Genomic DNA, 460 nt, shown 5'->3' on the forward strand with positions numbered 1-460 from the left:
AAACCAAATAGTCTGGTGGCGATAGCGAGAAGGTCACACCCGTTCCCATACCGAACACGGAAGTTAAGCTTCTCAGCGCCGATGGTAGTTGGGGGTTTCCCCCTGTGAGAGTAGGACGCCGCCGGGCGAAAAGACAGAGATTCATATCCCTGTCTTTTTTAATCCCTATAATTGAAAATATTATAGAGATCAGTTGTTTTAATAACGAAGTTATCTTGTTCTGCACAGTGCTTTAAACAGTAAAAAAGTTTCGAAAAAAACTTTCAAAAAACTGTTGACTGCTAACTTGGCAGATGATAAGATATAAAAGTTGTCACTGAAACAACAACATACATTGCTCTTTGAAAACTAAACAAACAAGCGTCAACAAACAATTAATTATCATGGCTTCTATCATAGAAGATCATGAGCCAACGTTTTAACTTATGAGCTAACTCATAACTCTTTATTGGAGAGTTTG

Annotated in this window: 1 rRNA gene; it reads left to right on the plus strand. The window is 38.0% G+C overall.

The features are described from left to right. The first annotated feature begins 11 nt into the window (after positions 1-11). Positions 12-127, plus strand: a 5S ribosomal RNA gene (rrf, locus tag M3204_RS23505). Positions 128-460: the final 333 nt, after the last annotated feature.

It is taken from the genome of Mesobacillus subterraneus, assembly GCF_023715485.1.
In the GTDB taxonomy this organism is placed as follows: Bacteria; Bacillota; Bacilli; order Bacillales; family Cytobacillaceae; genus Mesobacillus; species Mesobacillus subterraneus_B.